The 16,813-nt window shown below is 49.0% G+C and carries 15 protein-coding genes; all 15 read right to left on the bottom strand.

The annotated features are described in order from the left end of the window. Positions 1 to 71: 71 nt before the first annotated feature. The 15 genes from CRO19_RS17715 to hcp all read right to left on the bottom strand — a co-directional run bounded on the left by CRO19_RS17715 (position 72) and on the right by hcp (position 16,813). Positions 72 to 473: a hypothetical protein gene (locus tag CRO19_RS17715; protein ID WP_097097014.1), complete on the bottom strand. Its 402-nt coding sequence runs from the start codon at positions 471 to 473 to the stop codon at positions 72 to 74. Then, entirely contained in the window at positions 455 to 1,774 is a 1,320-nt protein-coding gene (locus tag CRO19_RS17710; protein WP_097097013.1) for a phosphatase PAP2/dual specificity phosphatase family protein, read from the bottom strand. The genes CRO19_RS17715 and CRO19_RS17710 overlap by 19 nt, the downstream gene beginning before the upstream one ends. Continuing rightward, positions 1,767 to 3,530, bottom strand: coding sequence for a bifunctional alpha/beta hydrolase/class I SAM-dependent methyltransferase (locus tag CRO19_RS17705; RefSeq protein ID WP_097097012.1), 1,764 nt, complete (start codon positions 3,528 to 3,530; stop codon positions 1,767 to 1,769). The genes CRO19_RS17710 and CRO19_RS17705 overlap by 8 nt, the downstream gene beginning before the upstream one ends. Next, entirely contained in the window at positions 3,527 to 4,159 is a 633-nt protein-coding gene (locus CRO19_RS17700) for a lysophospholipid acyltransferase family protein (RefSeq protein ID WP_097097011.1), read from the bottom strand. The genes CRO19_RS17705 and CRO19_RS17700 overlap by 4 nt, the downstream gene beginning before the upstream one ends. A gap of 8 nt (positions 4,160 to 4,167) precedes the next feature. After that, positions 4,168 to 5,097, bottom strand: coding sequence for a phosphatidate cytidylyltransferase (locus tag CRO19_RS17695; RefSeq protein WP_097097010.1), 930 nt, complete (start codon positions 5,095 to 5,097; stop codon positions 4,168 to 4,170). Further along, positions 5,090 to 5,692: a CDP-alcohol phosphatidyltransferase family protein gene (locus tag CRO19_RS17690; protein ID WP_097097009.1), complete on the bottom strand. Its 603-nt coding sequence runs from the start codon at positions 5,690 to 5,692 to the stop codon at positions 5,090 to 5,092. Before CRO19_RS17690 ends, CRO19_RS17695 begins: the two co-directional genes overlap by 8 nt. Before the next feature lie 52 nt (positions 5,693 to 5,744). Further along, on the bottom strand, positions 5,745 to 8,183 hold the full coding sequence (locus tag CRO19_RS17685; RefSeq protein WP_097097008.1) for a T6SS phospholipase effector Tle1-like catalytic domain-containing protein: 2,439 nt from the start codon (positions 8,181 to 8,183) through the stop codon (positions 5,745 to 5,747). Further along, positions 8,171 to 8,701, bottom strand: coding sequence for a Tli1a family immunity protein (tli1a, locus tag CRO19_RS17680; protein WP_097097695.1), 531 nt, complete (start codon positions 8,699 to 8,701; stop codon positions 8,171 to 8,173). The genes CRO19_RS17685 and tli1a (CRO19_RS17680) overlap by 13 nt, the downstream gene beginning before the upstream one ends. Next, positions 8,701 to 9,231, bottom strand: a complete 531-nt coding sequence (gene tli1a, locus CRO19_RS17675; RefSeq protein WP_097097694.1) for a Tli1a family immunity protein — start codon at positions 9,229 to 9,231, stop codon at positions 8,701 to 8,703. Before tli1a (CRO19_RS17675) ends, tli1a (CRO19_RS17680) begins: the two co-directional genes overlap by 1 nt. Beyond that, complete coding sequence (tli1a, locus tag CRO19_RS17670) at positions 9,231 to 9,761, bottom strand: Tli1a family immunity protein (protein ID WP_097097693.1); 531 nt, start codon at positions 9,759 to 9,761, stop codon at positions 9,231 to 9,233. The genes tli1a (CRO19_RS17675) and tli1a (CRO19_RS17670) overlap by 1 nt, the downstream gene beginning before the upstream one ends. Beyond that, positions 9,761 to 10,276 carry a Tli1a family immunity protein gene (gene tli1a, locus CRO19_RS17665; RefSeq protein WP_320204515.1) on the bottom strand — a complete coding sequence of 172 codons (516 nt, stop codon included), beginning with the start codon at positions 10,274 to 10,276 and terminating at the stop codon, positions 9,761 to 9,763. Before tli1a (CRO19_RS17665) ends, tli1a (CRO19_RS17670) begins: the two co-directional genes overlap by 1 nt. A gap of 26 nt (positions 10,277 to 10,302) precedes the next feature. Further along, entirely contained in the window at positions 10,303 to 11,064 is a 762-nt protein-coding gene (gene tla1 / locus CRO19_RS17660; protein WP_097097006.1) for a toxin Tle1 chaperone Tla1, read from the bottom strand. A gap of 31 nt (positions 11,065 to 11,095) precedes the next feature. Then, a complete protein-coding gene (locus tag CRO19_RS17655) occupies positions 11,096 to 13,471 on the bottom strand; it encodes a type VI secretion system Vgr family protein (RefSeq protein ID WP_097097005.1) in 2,376 nt (791 codons plus the stop codon). Between the two features lie 43 nt (positions 13,472 to 13,514). Beyond that, positions 13,515 to 16,118, bottom strand: a complete 2,604-nt coding sequence (tssH, locus tag CRO19_RS17650) for a type VI secretion system ATPase TssH (protein WP_097097004.1) — start codon at positions 16,116 to 16,118, stop codon at positions 13,515 to 13,517. Between the two features lie 203 nt (positions 16,119 to 16,321). After that, the gene (hcp, locus tag CRO19_RS17645) at positions 16,322 to 16,813 is read right to left on the bottom strand and encodes a type VI secretion system effector Hcp (protein WP_097097003.1); all 492 of its coding nucleotides are present in this window, start codon (positions 16,811 to 16,813) and stop codon (positions 16,322 to 16,324) included.

Genomic DNA, 16,813 nt, shown 5'->3' with positions numbered 1-16,813 from the left:
TAACATTAAGGCAAATTTAATTAGCAGGGCAATTCAGAGTTGGAATGACGTAATCTACATCATTAATAAACTTACTCTGCTAATGTCCAAAAAAGATAAATAACTGAAAAAAGAGAAACCAACCAAAGAGCAATAAGCGCGTATATCGCCCGATAAAATAATCCTCGCGCCCCTGCCCAACGCTCATTCAGGCTGCGGGTCGTTAAATCTTTTCCTGCCCATAAGTTCGACATTCCCGCATCAAATAAAACAAGATCGCTTTCGCTATCCAGCAATGTAAAAAGCCGCTCGTCCAGCCATAAACGCCAGCAAAAGTAATGCGTTGTTAAAAACAGGATTAACAACAATAAACTTTGCAACGAATATAATAGGTTAAAAGCCAATACCAGTGGAGGGAGAGTTAACAGTGCAAAATAACGCCAACTAGATAAATGAATTTGCACAATTCGATTAGTTAGCCTGATGTTTTGCATTGAATTTCCTGAAAATGTTCCAGCAATTGAATATGATCAGATGTCAATACCACCTGCGGACGCTGTTTTTTTATATGATCGATGGCTTGAGCAACGGAACTAACATGTCGTTCTGCTACTAACCAGGCAGCCATAACCGTTGCACTCCGCGATAAACCCAATGCGCAGCAAACGAGAACTGTGTGGTGTTTTTTCTTTAGCTCAGTGAGTTTGGCGACAGCATGGCTGATATTGCCAATATCAGGCACTGTTAAGTCCATCAATGGATGTGCGCACCATGCACGCCGCATACCATAACTACGATGAAACTCAGCCGTAAGATCAAGCACCGCTTCTTGCTTCGGCGTTTTATCAGGAAAACCACCCAGAGATATACCATCATAAATCAATGATGTTTTGGCTAGTGAATGAGAGAACCACTGTTTTGAAAACCAAGCTCCGATTAAATAAGGGTAAAGTATGAATCGCGCTGAGAGAGACAAATATCCTCCACTACTTTTCTGGAATACACTGATGCCAAGCCCTGCGTAGCCAGACGCGACAATAAACAAAGCAACGGCAGGCCAAAATAGAAAATAGCCGTATGGAATCAACATCCCTATTATTAAACAGATTAAGCTACTAAGGAAATATTTGGCAGCCAGACACAATTCGTGTGACGAGGGCACCTTCCATTGCCATCGATCTTTTATAGGGATTGCATAGCTAATTGCCATTGCCACAATAAAGCCACTGAACACATCAATAAAATGATGCTGCCAGGTTGTCAACACTGAAAGCGCAATAAGCAAAAACCATGCGCCATTAACCAGTCTGGCACTACGTGTTAAATGCTGACGAAAACGTAACCACAGCAGCCAGGTGAGGATAATATGCAACGAAGGAGCCTGATTAAAAGGCAAATCAAACAGTTCAAGCTGATAAAATAACCAACCAAACATCCCCTGTATGTCTGGTCGAATAAAGGTAAATTTTAGTGGGAAAAGTAGAAACCCAACACAAGCAATAAAGGATCCAGCAAGCAACCGACAGCCGTGACGGGTCAGCTCTTGTTTTGATGTGCAGATGAAGAGCGAAATGCCATACAGCAGGTCAATGCTCCAGTAAGGCACTATGGTCCACGGCATAAAGGGAATGGCGCGTTCCCAATTGAACACAATGCTGCCAATATCACTCCTCGTCGCCGTGTACAGATTCACCTGCCCGTAGCTGAGAAAGAAAAACGGTCCTAATAACAGCAACCAACATAGCCCCTGTTTCCAGAGGCTATATTTTTTCTGCATGAGAGTTAACTCAGACATGCTGCTTTCTCACTGCCAGCGATACGGTAAAGATGCCAAATTCATCAATTACCTGATGGCATTTCTCGAAACCGGCCTGCTCCACCAACGCATCCATCTCTTTCTGGCTACGTACACGCATCATCCACGGGATGCCATTCTGGTGGCTGGTTAAGGTATAAGCGATGGTTTTTAACTGCGGGTGCCAGGGTTGCCCGGTGTAAACCAAAGCACCTCCCGGAGGTATGGCAGCAGCAAGACCCGCTAGCGAGGTTTTTATTAAGTCGTTATCTGTGAACAGTTCATACAAGCCAGAAACAATGCCCAATGTTGGCGCTGGATTGATAGAGGCAAGAGAATCATAGTCAAATGCGTTGCCTTTTTTGAACTGAGCAATGTGGCTCAACCCACGCTGCTCAATCATTGATCGGCCTTTTTCCACATTCAAATCGCTGTAATCCCGCAGCAAAATGCTTTCAATGCCCTGCTGTTGTTCTAGCGCATCCAACACGTAGCGACCGTGTCCGGCAGCGATATCCACTACTCGCACTGGCATATTGTTGGCCTGAAGTTGCGCAACAGCCTGCACAATCATCTGCTGGATGTTCACTTTCCGCACGCGGATGCCACGCCAGCCAACACTGTTGAGATAGTTACGGTCAATGATGCGACCAAGAATGCCAAAACCTTCAGCCTGATTGCGGTAAACGTAATCCAGCGTACTACCTGAATCGAAGCCGGTTTCATAACCCAGACGCATGCCTTTAGATTGCCTGCCAATGGTTTTCATGCCAAAACTCAAAGCCGAATAACACATCCCTTCCAGCGATCGGGATTTCAGTGGCGCCTGCAATTCACGATATGCATCTGCACTTGGACTCCAGCGATCTTCATTGCTGTAGTCGAATGCATAAGGCGGAGCTTCATAAAGTCGGTCAATAAAACTTTTCATTTTATCGAACGCGAGAGAACGATTTTTCTCACCCAACGTATCGTGATAAAAACCGGGTAAAATATGCTGCTCTTTTATTGCGCTACGGATACCGGCATAAAACTGTTTTTGCGGTTTCGCATGCACCACAAAATCATCACCTGAAATAAGTAATTGCGTAGGCAGAGTGATAGCTGAAGAATCAGCAACAATGCGCTCCGCCGTTTTGTAGAGATCTAGCAAGATATTAACGGCTATTTGTCGCGTGATTAATTTGTCCTGCTCAAAACTCGCGATACGTTCAGGATCGTGGGTCAGAAACTTACCTTTCACGTAAGAGTTAACGTAGAACAAGCCACGCATACGCTGCATTACTCTCAGACCGACACGAGCAAACGGCACATATAATTTGACCTTAAATGCCGGAGATGCCAGTACCATGCCACGAATTTTTGGCGCGTAATCATGAACCCAGGTTGATACCAGCACCGCACCAACGCTTTGTGCAATCACGACAATATCCTCAAGCTTAATCTGCGCATCCTGTGCGACAAAACGTACAAACTCATCAACATCTAATACTGAACGAGCCAGGCTTGGGCTATAACCGCGTTCGCCGGGTGACTTGCCGTGACCGCGTGCGTCCCAGGCATAAAATCGCGTATCGGGCATCATCAGTTCATCCACAATATGTTGCAGGCGTCCAGAGTGTTCATGCCCACGGTGAAACAGCACAATGACTTTATTGCTATTCACTTCCGTGGCTGGCCAGTGGCGAAAAAATAACGATGTTTCATCGCTGGCTAAGAATGTACCTTCCTGAAATAAACGCGCTTCCTTACTCATGATGCTTTCCTTGTGGCTAGTTGCTCTAAAGCGACAAAGCGATTTAAGAGTGATGTTTTAAAAATGATTTTATCCGCGTCATAATCGATTGGACTATCAATAAAGATGTCGATAAAAAAAGGGACGGGGATTTTCTGACCTTTACCCATCGCACGATCCAGACCGTGCATGTAAACAGGAATAATAGGTACATCGGGGCACTGCTGACTTAAATGCCAGATACCCGATTTAATCTCCGAAATTTTTCCAGGCTCTCCGCGCGTGCCTTCTGGGAAAATAATGACGATTCTATTCTTTGCTAATGCATCAATACAGGCTTGCAACGGATTAGCTAAATGGGCGCCGCGATAAACCGGAATAATGCCAATGACTTTCAGCGCGAACCAGCCAATGACTTTGTTCTTTAGAAAATAATCAGCCGCGGCAACTGGCTGAACGTTTACCAATGTCTTTAGTGGGAACAAGGTAAACAGTGTCAATACATCCAGATGGCTATTATGGTTTGTCACAATAATCGCCGGCCCCTCTACCGGTAATTTCTTGCGATCGCTAACACGTACACCCAACCAAATCCAGACGACGGGATAAGCGATACATAGCGTAAATATCCAGCGTAAAAACCGATTCATCAGCGCCTCTACATGTAGAAGTAATAATAGAAATGGAAGAATAGCGGCGCGGTATAAATCAGTGAATCGAGACGATCGAGAATACCGCCGTGTCCTGGTAGCAGTTTTCCAGAGTCCTTAACGCCAAAATCACGTTTAATGGCTGACATCACCACGTCACCGCAAAATCCGCTTAAACCAATGATCACACCAGCGCCAATAGAATGAATCAAATCCATCTGTGTCAGCAGCGGGCCAAAAATGCCCGCCAGCAGCGTTGTGGTGAATACACCACCCAATAACCCGGCCAGGGTTTTATTTGGGCTAACCTTAGGTATGACTTTTATTTTCCCTAACGACTTACCCCAAAGATATTGCGAAATATCATTGAGCTCAGTGCAGCCGACAAGGAAAATAACCAGTAACGCCCCTGCTATAGTATACGTGCCCGGCAGCATCATCAAATAAGCAACATGACTTAATGAAAATACCGTGGTCATCATGCCCCAATGTATAATCGATGCAGAGTTCAAAAACCCCTTGGTATCACCGACAATAACCATGCGCGCAGGCAAGAATAGAAATACATAAATGGGGATGAAAATAATGAACATCCCATACCACGACATTCCCACCCAGATGTATTGCAGCGGAATGGCAGCATACATCCACAGCAAAGGCACGCTGTCTGAACGTCGTGTCGGCGCTAACGTCAGATATTCCTTTAACGAAAGAAAACTGAGTAAACCAAAGAAGGTCAGTGCCAACCACTTGGGTGACAACATTGCCAGAGAAAACAGGCTGATGATTACCCACCAACTATTAATTCGCTGCTGTAACTCTAGCCAGTCACGTTGTGGACGAGTTTGTTTCAGAATGAAGAGAGTCAGGGTAGCGAGTAATAAAACACTAAATATCCCACCAAAGCAATAATATAGTATCTTCGAGGCGTCAGGCATTATTCACCTCCATCGCACTTCGGCAACGATTGATGCAGGTCCATACCAGTAACAACGACATGGCAGTGAAAACCTTATTGGCGACGTCAATATATTGTGGCCAGCAAGCAATAAACAGACCTAATGCTCCTAATAGAAAAGCGCGATCGCTTTTTCCTAATGGTCCTCGATAATTCCTGATGTGCGTCAAAGTCTGAGCAATAACGCCACAGAATTCAGTAAGCCATGAAAGCAACACCATCAGCACGACTAACCATGCAGATACGCCGGTTAAAAAAGCGAATGAGAGGTAGAGTGCAGCATCTGAAATAATATCGCCAACTTCATTGAGAATTGCGCCAAGCGTTGATTGCTGATTGAACTCTCTAGCTAACATGCCATCAATAGCATTTAGCGCCATACGAAAGAATAAAAACAGCGGGAGTAAAATGAATAGTGACGGTTGTGAAAAGAATATTAGCAACCCGCCCAATATTATTGACCCCAGCATTGCTAGTAATGTTATTTGGTTTGCGGTAACTCTTTTCGCATGCAGCATAATTACAATTGGTCTGAGTAAGTTTTGAAACTTAGGTTTGATGTCATATAACGTCATAATAGGGCTCCTGCCATTTATTTTATTTCCAGCTATTTTTTCGAAAAATAAATTATGCAGATAGAGTTTTCTCTTTATTCGACCAATCCGAAAGAATCGAATTCTTAGCCATCATTAAGTTGTGCTCATCAGCGACAGCTTTATAGTTTGCAACCACTGCTCCAGGTTCATCTGTGAATTGCTGTTGTTGTGCAGCATCCGGCAGCATGGGGATAAGCTCATTGGTCTGCACGTCGCGCATTTCGATATCGAATGCTTCAAGGCCAGCTGTTGCTGCAAGCCCAAAGACTTTTTTGAAATCTTGTTTCTGCTTTAAACTGATAATAACACCCGCCACAGGTGATACCGCGCCAACAACATCACCGGCAATGACCAATGGTGATAATGACTTATTACTTTTATTGCCGAAATAGATCATTCGGTAACGGAAATATCCGCCCCAGGGTTCACGTGTACCTAATGCGGAATACAAAAACCAGGCGCGAGAATCATGTACCTGATTATCGAATAGCGATCTAACCAATCCGGACGGGTTAGTAGCATTACGGGATTCATCTGAGAATGGAAAGAGCAACTTATACATTACATCGCCTTCCGTTCTCATTTTTTTAAACTCTGCTACTTCATCATCGGTATTGATGCGAAAAATCGTTCGACCAACCAGATTATCTATAACGACCTGAACAACACCCTTCTGCGAACGAAACTTACCTTGATAGTCTTCACGAAATTCACGTGCGGCTTCCCACAGTTGTCGCTTTGCAATATCTGGGTCGAAATCCTTAACGCCGGCGGGCATAACGATATCTTTCAGCTCTTCTTTTGAATACTTACATTTTTCGGCGACTCTTTTGGATTCTATTTCTCCCTGCTTGTCCTCTCTGTTTTTCTTTGAAATCTGATACTGTTTAGGATCATTGTCACTATTAGTCGCTTCCTCATAAAAACGTGCATTAATCAGTGTTTCATGCGCATATCGCCCAATACGCCAGCCGGTGATCCATGCCATTTGATCTTCAATCACCGCTTCTAACGACGCTGTTGCTCGTACAGGTTTGTAATCTGCTGCTTCTTGTGAGCTGAATTCTTTTGGAGTAATTTGCTTGAGGGTGAATTCTCGCCAAGCGTTAAAACGATTGATTAGTTCAGGCGCAATTTCAAATTGAATCCCTAAGGAAAAGGACATTGAGCGCCATGTGTCGTTTTTTAATGCCTCAGGTAATGCACGTTTAGATACTTTTAAGGGAGCCCCCGATTTAAAAGCCTCGGCATACAAATCATGAAGTACAATTTGAGAAAGTATTAAGCCGTCATCGGTACCATTAGCTTTTCCTTGATCACCTGGTGGATATCCCCCACCTATGTCCGAATGCATACCTGGATAAATCACCTCAATACTGTTTACCGGATATTTTCCATTCCCTCTTCGGATAGAATCCAGAGGGAAGCAGAGACGTTGCTCATGAGACGAAATCAAATGAGTGCAACGTTTAATCAAACCACCATAAGTGACTTCGTCAGGCAATTCCATGGTGTCATCGGCCCACGCCATATGGCCTTCCGCTAATGGAGCAATATGGGCAACTCCCACTGAAGCGACTGTATCAAGCAATCCCAGGAATTCAACACTGATCGGAATTTTCAGTTCATCAATAGCTAAGCATTGCTCCGGTTTCGTATTTTCCGCTTCTGGCGGTGGGAGCAGCTCACAGAGCCAACGAACAAAAGCACGAGCAGTTGCCGCACCGCGCGAGAAGCCATAAACATACAGCTTGATACCCAGCAGTTTTGGTTTTCCTGGCTCAGGTTGCTCCAGCGCGGGTTTCAACAGAGACTTGAGTGAGCTCAGCTGCCTTGTGAACTCTTCATAACGATTATGACTGCCGCCATATCCAAGCCGTGCCCAGGTTGTTCCCATATTCGCAACCGCCTTGCGGACTTCAGCATTACTCATCCACTGTTCTTTAAGAACAAATTTCAGCACATCAATAATGCGTAACAGCGCCCAGTTGATACGTTCTTCACCCATATGCGCTAGTGCCAGCCCTATAATACTGTAATCAAGATCGTTTATTTCCGGAAATGGCGTACCGACGCCGGGTAGATAAAATTTGAAATACTTATCAGCTCCGGTTTCGTTAATATCAAATAGTTCGCCGTTATCCCGTCCAACGCCACCTGCATAGCCACTGCCAATGGTAGCGCGAAATAAACGTGCAATATTTGTTGGGTGTTTTGGATTAGACAAATATAAATCGTTATTCAGGTTATTACCCGTTCCATCAAAAAATATGCTGATATGTAACGTTTTGCAGCATGGCGGTTCTACTCGCTGCCCAGCAGCCACACACAGCGCCTGGCGGTATTCAAGTTCCTCACTGTCTTGTTTTTTGCAATTTAATCCAACTAACGCCGCGGAATCCGGTAAACGCCCTTGAGGAGGGAAAGATGGCGGATACCAGACTAAATCTCTTTCAATTACTTTGGACATACGGCAGGCTCCTTCATCCTCAAAGGCTCTTTAATCGGATAGTTGGGATTGCGTGGTGACCAACAGCTGGTGGTGACTTTAATTTCATCACAGGGAAGAAAATGAACAGTAATTCCGCAAGTATCCTCATTATTATAATCTTGGAGAGAAACTGTCTTCTTATGCTGGCGATTTAGTGCCTGCATTTTCTTTTTCCAAATCTGGTATTTTTCCCAATTTTCAAATCCCGGAAAACCATCCATTTCTCCAACTCCTGTTTCCCATTCAATTTCGACCTTCATTCCCGGTTGCCATTTAGCTGGCACACCAAAACAACAACCACCACCGCCCCCTTGATAAGGGCCAATTGAGTCTATTCCGGACTTGCCATCAACACTGAATTGATTAATTGCCCAGTGTGTATGGTTGATAGCTTTAATCACCCCGGAACCACCACTGGCCGCATTAGCATTTTCCTGAGCACAGGAAGACAATAAACAAGTGAGAGAGAGTAATATACAGAATCGAAAATTTTTCATTATTTTGGACATACGACTGGCTCCTTCATCCTTAAAGGTTCTTTGATAGGATAATTAGCATTACGCGGAGACCAGCAGCTGGTAGTGACTTTAACTTTGTCACAAGGCAGAAAGTGAAGAGTAATGCCGCAAGTATCCTGTCCATTGTAATCCGGAACTGTAACCAATTGGTTATGAGAGCGTATTTGAGATTTTATTTTCCTTGTCCATTCGAGAAATTTCAATTCATTTTCATATCCTGGAAAACCATCCATTTCTCCAACTCCTGTTTCCCATTCAATTTCCACATTCATTCCCGGTTGCCATTTAGCTGGCACTCCAAAGCAACAACCACCACCACCGCCTTGATAAGGGCCGATAGAGTCTATTCCTGACTGGCCATCAACATTGAATTGATTGATTGCCCTGTGTGTATGGTTGATAGCTTTAATCACCCCGGAACCACCGCTAACCGCATTAGCATTTTCCTGAGCACAGGCGGAAAATAAAAAAGTGAGAGAAAGTAATATACAGAAGCGAAAATTTTTCATCACTTTGGACATACAGCTGGCTCCTTCATCCGTAAAGGCTCTTTAATCGGATAGTTTGAATTACGTGGTGACCAACAGCTGGTGGTTACTTTAACTTCATCACAGGGAAGAAAATGAACAGTAATTCCACAGGTATCCTGCCCGTTGTAGTCTGGTAATAGAACGATTTTCGTGTGCTCTCGGTCATTAGCTTTCATTTTTTTTAGCCACGCATTGTATTTTTCTCGGTCAGAAAATCCAGGAAATCCTTTAGTAGATGCTTCACCACTTTCCCATTCAATTTTAACTGTCATTCCCGGTTGCCATTTAGCTGGCACCCCAAAGCAACAACCGCCGCCGCCGCCCTGATATGGACCGATAGCATCTATTCCTGACTGGTCATTAACACTGAAATGATTAATTGCCCAGTGTGTATGGTTGATAGCTTTAATCACCCCGGAACCACCGCTGGCCGCATTAGCATTTTCCTGAGCACAGGCGGACAATAAACAAGTGAGAGAGAGTAATATACAGAAGCGAAAATTTTTCATTATTTTGGACATACGGCTGGCTCCTTCATCCGTAAAGGCTCTTTAATCGGATAGTTTTCGTTGCGTGGTGACCAGCAACTGGTGGTTACTTTAACTTCATCACAGGGAAGAAAATGCACGGTAATGCCACAAACATCCTGTCCACTATAATCAGGGACCAAAACTATTTTATTATGCTGACGATTATTAGCCTTCATTTTATTTTCCCAAGCAATGTATTTGTCATAATCTGCAAATCCAGGAAATCCTTTAGTAGATGCTTCACCACTTTCCCATTCAATTTTAACCGTCATTCCCGGCCGCCATTTAGCTGGCACACCAAAACAACAACCACCACCGCCCCCTTGATAAGGGCCAATAGAGTCTATGCCGGACTGGCCATTAACACTGAAATGATTAATTGCCCAATGAGTATGATTAATAGCTTTAATCACGCCACCTACAGCTTGAGCGTTTGGTAGCAAAATGAAGACTGATATAGTTATCGCAATTAAATTAAAGAAAAATAGTATCATTTGTTTCATTCCTTCCTTGCGATTAGTTAGCCGACGATTACTTCTGCCAACTTTCCTTCAACCCAACGCTCGCGATCTTCATCCATAATTAAATCTTTATCTGAGGCCTCGCACATCGCTTTATAACAAATCTGAAACAACGTTTCCTGTGACAGATGTTCGGGAATGACGCTTTGTTGATAGTTCAGCATAATATTTACATCACAAACGCACATTAGATAATCCAGCTGACGATCGCTGAGATCAATATGTGACATTTTTTCACCACTTAAAGGTGCGGCACCATTACCCGCTATCAACTGTGCAACACCATCTCTGTCTATCCAGCTCCAAAACACAACGGGTCTATGAATTTGTGATTTCTGTTCTTCATTTAATAAATCAGCTGTTAGAAGAGGAAATAATCGAGGATCGTAAAAGCGAAGAATTCCTGGACGCCCTTCATGTCGGCCATCGGCACAATTCTGCAACCATTTGGCCAGTAAATCTATTGGCCAGATTGAGCACAGTGCCAGTAACACGTTACGGTTTGAATCTTCCATGCAAATTTCATCAAGCCACTGACGCTGTTGCGAATCATCTAAATCGATACGCAACAATAAAGGTGCTTCACTTTCAGCAATCTCTTCAGGAAGTCCCTGAAATAGTGATTGCCATTCTATGGACAAAACCTTACAGACAGGAATAACTGAATACTTTAGACCCGATTGGTCGATAATCAGGTGAAGGTGTTTCCCTCCAAGTTTTTTGCACTGATTTTCCAATTGTGAAATCCATTCATTCACCATATATTTCGCCTTAAAATAGTGATATTGGTATTTATTTCCTCGGGACGAATCCTTGTGCCAATTCCTGGGCGCGTTTTAAACACTCCTTACAAACCGATGAAGGTAATTCAGGTAATGGAAACTCCTGGCTTTGAGGGCCATTGAAATCATGTTGGCCTTTAAGACTGATTAATCCCGGCCCATGAATTTCAATTTCACCGGCTGGTGAAAGGCGAATATATGCGCCGCCACTGGCAATCGTAATGCCATTTTTTGCCGTGAGCTGCAGGTGACCTTGCGTGGATTGCACCGTGACATCTTTAAGGGATGTTAAAGACAGTTTGTCGGCATGTGACTCCACCTGAAGCGGGCCTTTTGCAGAGACCAGACGCATGCCCTCCTGCTGGGCAAGCAGCGATATTGCCTTCGATGCATTCGCTGATAGTCGCTGTGCACTGACGAGATTCACTTCGCCAAGACTCTGTAAATAGAGGCCTTTACCGCTGTTAAGCAACATTCCTTCTGGCGTCACTGCGCCGATTCCTTCCGGCGCGCTGATCAGCATCGCTGATCCTTTCAGTTCATCTGCATTTTTATGTAGGGACTTCAGTGTCTCTACGTCCGGCGAAAAACTCCGGTGTGTCTGAGTAACACTTCCCCACTCAGTGAGCTGATTGACCGCCCCTTTCATCAGGCTGACAGGTTGCTTCATCTCCAGCGCATTTCCCTGCGCCGCCGTCTGCCCGTCGGCGCTGATAAACAGCCCTTTGTTGGCGCGGATGGCGCCCCAGCTGTCAGTGCGCAGCTCAAAACCTTCCCCGCGCTTTTGCTTCTCACTGTCGACCAGATGTCCGAGATTCAGCTGGCTTTTGCCACCGTACTCGGTGCTGAGCTTGATGTGCTCCTGGCCACGCGTGTCGTCGAGGCGCAGCTTGTTGTTAGCAGGCGTGCGCAGCACGTTGCGCTTGTAGTTGCGGATGGTGACGTGGTCCGCGCGTGACGAATCATGCAGCACGCCGGCAATGTACGGGCGGTCCGGGTTACCGTGCTCGAAGCCAATCGCCACCTCGGTTCCGGCCAGCAGCGGCAGGTGCAGGCCAAAGGTGTCGCCGGCAAACGGGCGCGCTTGGCGCACCCATAAACTTTCGAAACCGCTTTCCCAGCCAGCCCGGTCAAACAGCATGCTGACGCGATAGCGCCCGTCGCGGTCAATGTGCCCATAAGTGTCGTTGGTGGTGGTGCTGGTGATGCGCGCCGGTAAGGTACCGGCCATTACCGGGCGCGGCGCGGGTACCGGACGGTAGCTGTAGCGGCCTTCCGCCGGGATGCCGTGAAACGCGGTTTCCATGCTGCTGTTGCGCGCCGCGCGGCAGATAAGCGCGGTGATAACCACGCCGCTGCGAAACATCTCCGCCGCGTTGCTGCCGCTGGCGCGCACCACCACGCCGGGCATCAGCGAGGCACAACTGGATTTGGCGCTCAGCTGCGTCTGCCGGTTGAGGTAGCGCTCGTGGCGCAGCCGGGCGTAGAACGCGCCGCTTTCGGTTGCAGGCGTTGGGCTGTAAATCTCGCCCGCCTGCAGATAGTTATCGGCCCAGTGGTAGGCTTCGCCGTAGGTGGTATCGTCGCCACCGGTGACGTCGGCCTGCGCGTTCATGTCGGCGCTGGCATCGCGGTAGTTGTAGTCGCGGGTGCTGACGGTTTTCTCCACCACGCGAAAGCGGCTCTCCATCGCCCACACCGACTCCGTGCCGCTGTCGTGCAGACCGGATGGCGGCACGGCGGGCAGCGTCAGGCCGGTCACGTAGCCCTGCGGGCCGTCATAGAATTCCACCACGTCGATGTTGAGACGCGTGTCGGTGGTGAAGCGGAACCAGATGCCGACCTCCGCCAGCAGGCGCGAGACGAAGCGCAGGTCATCCTCGTCAAACTGCATCACCTGCTCGCGCTTCGGGTAGTCGCGGCTGAGGTTAAATACAAAATCCTGCCCGCGCATGCCGTGGCGCTCGCGCAGGATGGCTTCGGCAATCTGCGGCACCGACATGTCCTGCCAGATGGCGTTCTGCCGGGTACGCGCCAGCAGCGCCAGGCGCGGCTGCAGCGTGATGGCGTAGCGCGCTTCGTCTGCCGAGACACCGAGCGCATCAAAACCGGTGACCACGCCCTGCACCACGCGCAGAGGCCCGGCTTTGTGAAGCAGCTCGCTAAGGCTCTGCGGCGATGGCAGCAACGTCAGCGATGCGGTTTTCATCAGCATTGCTTCGCGGCTGATGTGCTTGTCAGTGCTGGTGAAGATGATGTTCCAGCTGAACGGCGTGCTCAGCGTCTCCGTGCCTTCGAAGCTGAGCACGTCCAGCGCGAATGAGGCGTCGTTGACCTTCAGCAGGTGATGACTGTGGCTGAAGGTGATAATGGCCTTATCTGTCATGGTGAAATCCTTTTATTGCCGCGTACAGAAAACCGTCGTTCACTCAGAACGTAAAGGTCACATCGCCTTCTTCACTGGTATCCAGCGTCAGTCTGTCTCTTAAAGTGCCGCTGGCGCGATGCTGCAGGATCATCTGGCTCATAACCGGCAAAATCTGCTGATTGAGCAGGCTGTCGATGTTGCGCGCGCCGGTGTCCGGCAACAGGCACGCATCGGTGAGCATGTCGAACAGATCTTCGCCGATGGTGGTACGGATGCCGTAATGATGTTGCAAACGCTGGCTCACCTGCTTCAGCTTCATTTCCACGATAATGCGCATGGCGTCGCGTGCCAGCGGGCGATAAATCACCGTCTGGAAGCGGGCCAGCAGCGCGGGCTGGAAGTGGTCGCGCAGGAGTGGGCGCAGGCACTCCTGAAGTTCGGATTCGGTGGCTTGCGGGTTTTCGTCCAGCAGCTGCATTAGCGAGTCGCTGCCGAGGTTTGAGGTCATCAGGATTACGGTATTGCGGAAGTCGATCTCACGTCCTTCGCCGTCGCGCATAAATCCGCGATCAAATACCTGATAGAACAGATTGATCACGTCGCGGTGCGCTTTTTCCACTTCGTCGAGCAGCACAACGCTGTACGGGCGCTTACGCACCGCTTCGGTGAGGATGCCCCCCTGGCCGTAGCCAACGTAGCCCGGCGGTGAGCCTTTGAGCTGGGAAACAGTGTGCGCTTCCTGGTATTCGCTGAGGTTGATGGTGATTAACGACTTCTCGCCGCCGTACAGCAAATCCGCCAGCGCCAGCGCGGTTTCGGTTTTGCCGGTGCCGCTGCTGCCCACCAGCAGAAACACGCCCTGCGGGCCATTTTCTGAGCTAAGCCCGGTTTTAGCAGCGCGCAGGCGTTGGGCGATGGCGTTTAGCGCGGCATCCTGACCGACCACGCGGGTAGCGAGCTGACTTTCCAGCGCCAGGAGTTCGGCCTGCTCATCCTTCATAAGCGAAGAGAGCGGCACGCCGGTCCAGTCGGCAATTACGCTCGCGACGATGCGCACATCAACGTCGGCGGTAAGCAGTGGCTCGCCGGGCTGTAAAGCATCAAGTTCAGTCTGGAGTTGGGCGATATTGCCATGCTGTGTCCCAGCTTTGCGGCCAGCCAGCAGCTGCTGCATCAGCGACTGCACCTTTGCATAGCGCTGCTCAAGCGTCTCAAGTTCTTCATCAATTATTGCTATCTGGCTTTCAATTTCGGCCAGACGCTCGTGCGGGATAGCGCTGCCGAGCGCTTCATCGTCAAGAATGGCGCGCTGCTCAAGGTTCAGCCCGTCAAGCTTCGCTCTCAAACGAGTAATCACCTCCGACACCATGTCCTGATTCATGCGCACGCGCGCAGCGGCAGTATCAAGCAGGTCAACCGCCTTGTCGGGCAGCTGGCGACCGGTTAGGTAGCGGCGCGACAGCGTGACGGCGGCGCGCACCGCCGCGTCGGTGATATGCACGCCGTGGTGCTCAGCGTAGCGTGACTTAAGGCCGCGCAGCATCAGGCACGCAGTGTCGTCGTCCGGCTCGTCAACCTTGACCATCTGGAAGCGGCGCTCCAGCGCGGCGTCCTTCTCGAAGTACTGCTTGTATTCACTCCACGTGGTGGCCGCAATGGTGCGCAATTCGCCGCGCGCCAGCGCTGGTTTCAGCAGGTTGGCCGCATCGGCGCCGCCCGCTTGGTTGCCCGCGCCGATAATGGTGTGCGCTTCGTCGATAAATAACAGCACCGGCTGCGACGCATTCTGTACCTCGGTGATGATGTTTTTCAGGCGCTGCTCAAACTCGCCCTTCACGCCCGCACCCGCCTGCAGCATGCCGAGATCCAATGTATGCACCCTCACAAGTTTGAGGCTGTCCGGTACGTTGCCTTCAGCGATGCGCAGCGCCAGCCCTTCCACCAACGCGGTTTTACCCACGCCCGGCTCGCCGACCAGAATCGGGTTGTTCTTGCGGCGGCGCGACAGGATATCAATCATCTGGCGAACTTCGTTGTCGCGGCCAAATACGGGGTCGATTTTGCCATTACGCGCATCAGCGGTGACGTCGCGGGTGAAGCGCGCAAGCGCTTCGGCAGATGGGGTTTTGTTCGGGCCTGCTGCGGAGGGTTGTTCGAACGTGCTGACCGGCATTTCCGGCTGCTCCGCTTCTGCACGCTCATCGGACTGCGCGTCCAGCATCGGCTGTAGGCGCTCCAGCTGGCTTATGCGCAGACTCAGCAGCGGCCACAGCCCTTCACAGCGCACCAGCGACGGCTGTTCGGCCAGCGCCATCAACAGATGCACGCTGCGGATTTGTGGGGCGTTATCTGAAGTCGAGGCCATCAGCCACGCCTGTTTCAATAAAGCTTCCAGTGCCGAGGAAAGCTGCGGGCGACCACGTACCGCACGCGGCTGACGATCGAGAAATGCCAGCAAATCCTGCCAGATGGCATCCATATCCCACTCATAGCGGCGCGCAATCACGGTGATGTCGCCTTCGCCCTGTTTCAGCAGCTTGAGCAGCCAGTGTTCCGGCTGAATTTCCGCATGCGCGCGGGTCTGACACAGCGAGGCAGCGGCTTCCAGCGCCTGCGCGCAAAACGGGTTAAGGCGACGCAGCAGTGCGGCTGACTGACTATCCATAGTAAAGTTCTCCTGATTGGGGCACGCTACCGCCCGTCGCTATGTACCAAAGCGCATAAGGTCAGTAGGTCTGATGTGGAAATGACTGGTGATTTCACCCGTCGAAGATGGAATCACCAGGCATCTAGAGCGGTACGCGTTTTGGTCGCCATGAATGGCGACCCTACGAGATGGACGGTCCGCTGGGACCGCCCCTACAGCCGTTATGCTGTCGCTCTCTCATTCCATGAATCGGAATGAATAATGTTGCCGTCTTTGTAGGTCCAGGTGATTTTTTCGTAGCGCAACTCAATCTGCTCAAGATGGTTGTGCTTCTCTTTTGACGGGTCTTTAACGTCGTGCATCAACGGATTGACCTTCACCACCTTTACGTTTTCCAACTTGGTGTTGAAGTACTCGACCTCCTGGCCTGCGTCACTAATGCGATACCATTTGAACTCGGCCGATTTAAGCGTCTGCCCAGTGGTTACCGCTTTATAGAGATACGGGCTGGACGAGTCGATCTCCTTGGTAAGCAGGAACGGCGTATGAATACGCGTGCCGGTCAGCTTGCCGGTGTTATTGTCGGTCGGGATGTACAGGTTGTGTTCCTGCGCCACCACTTCGATGCTGCCTTCACGGTCCTGTACATCCACCGATCCTTTAATGTCCGCACCGCCATCGTCCTTCAGCCACAGATAAACGGGAATTGCCAT

The organism is Candidatus Pantoea floridensis, assembly GCF_900215435.1.
GTDB classification, from domain to species: domain Bacteria; phylum Pseudomonadota; class Gammaproteobacteria; order Enterobacterales; family Enterobacteriaceae; genus Pantoea; species Pantoea floridensis.
The sequence above is the reverse complement of the archived record's forward strand: the minus strand, read 5'-3'. Positions and strand labels throughout refer to the sequence as shown.

Coding starts and splice junctions, on each gene's coding strand:
- CRO19_RS17685 (WP_097097008.1), bottom strand. CDS start 8,183: ATGTCCAAAGTAATTGAAAGAGATTTAGTCTGGTATCCGCCATCTTTC.
- hcp (WP_097097003.1), bottom strand. CDS start 16,813: ATGGCAATTCCCGTTTATCTGTGGCTGAAGGACGATGGCGGTGCGGAC.
- CRO19_RS17700 (WP_097097011.1), bottom strand. CDS start 4,159: ATGAATCGGTTTTTACGCTGGATATTTACGCTATGTATCGCTTATCCC.
- tli1a (WP_097097694.1), bottom strand. CDS start 9,231: ATGAAAAATTTTCGCTTCTGTATATTACTTTCTCTCACTTTTTTATTT.
- CRO19_RS17705 (WP_097097012.1), bottom strand. CDS start 3,530: ATGAGTAAGGAAGCGCGTTTATTTCAGGAAGGTACATTCTTAGCCAGC.
- CRO19_RS17715 (WP_097097014.1), bottom strand. CDS start 473: ATGCAAAACATCAGGCTAACTAATCGAATTGTGCAAATTCATTTATCT.
- CRO19_RS17695 (WP_097097010.1), bottom strand. CDS start 5,097: ATGCCTGACGCCTCGAAGATACTATATTATTGCTTTGGTGGGATATTT.
- tla1 (WP_097097006.1), bottom strand. CDS start 11,064: ATGGTGAATGAATGGATTTCACAATTGGAAAATCAGTGCAAAAAACTT.
- tli1a (WP_097097693.1), bottom strand. CDS start 9,761: ATGAAAAATTTTCGCTTCTGTATATTACTCTCTCTCACTTGTTTATTG.
- tli1a (WP_320204515.1), bottom strand. CDS start 10,276: ATGATACTATTTTTCTTTAATTTAATTGCGATAACTATATCAGTCTTC.
- tssH (WP_097097004.1), bottom strand. CDS start 16,118: ATGGATAGTCAGTCAGCCGCACTGCTGCGTCGCCTTAACCCGTTTTGC.
- CRO19_RS17710 (WP_097097013.1), bottom strand. CDS start 1,774: ATGTCTGAGTTAACTCTCATGCAGAAAAAATATAGCCTCTGGAAACAG.
- tli1a (WP_097097695.1), bottom strand. CDS start 8,701: ATGAAAAATTTTCGATTCTGTATATTACTCTCTCTCACTTGTTTATTG.
- CRO19_RS17690 (WP_097097009.1), bottom strand. CDS start 5,692: ATGACGTTATATGACATCAAACCTAAGTTTCAAAACTTACTCAGACCA.
- CRO19_RS17655 (WP_097097005.1), bottom strand. CDS start 13,471: ATGACAGATAAGGCCATTATCACCTTCAGCCACAGTCATCACCTGCTG.